The sequence below is a fragment of the Paenibacillus sp. GYB006 genome (assembly GCF_036577645.1).
Classification (GTDB): domain Bacteria; phylum Bacillota; class Bacilli; order Paenibacillales; family Paenibacillaceae; genus Paenibacillus.
The window spans coordinates 1-239 of the sequence record NZ_JARBDA010000108.1 but is presented as its reverse complement, the minus strand read 5'-3'; the positions used below and the strand labels follow the sequence as shown (position 1 = coordinate 239).

Sequence of the window (239 nt, the reverse complement as noted above, 5' to 3'; positions counted from 1 at the left end):
GTCGCAAGACTGAAACTCAAAGGAATTGACGGGGACCCGCACAAGCAGTGGAGTATGTGGTTTAATTCGAAGCAACGCGAAGAACCTTACCAGGTCTTGACATCCCTCTGACCGGTCTAGAGATAGATCTTTCCTTCGGGACAGAGGAGACAGGTGGTGCATGGTTGTCGTCAGCTCGTGTCGTGAGATGTTGGGTTAAGTCCCGCAACGAGCGCAACCCTTGATCTTAGTTGCCAGCA

The 239-nt window shown here is 51.9% G+C and carries 1 rRNA gene; it reads left to right on the top strand.

Annotated features, from left to right (window positions below):
* A 16S ribosomal RNA gene (locus PV403_RS25390) occupies positions 1 to 239 on the top strand; the annotation flags it as partial.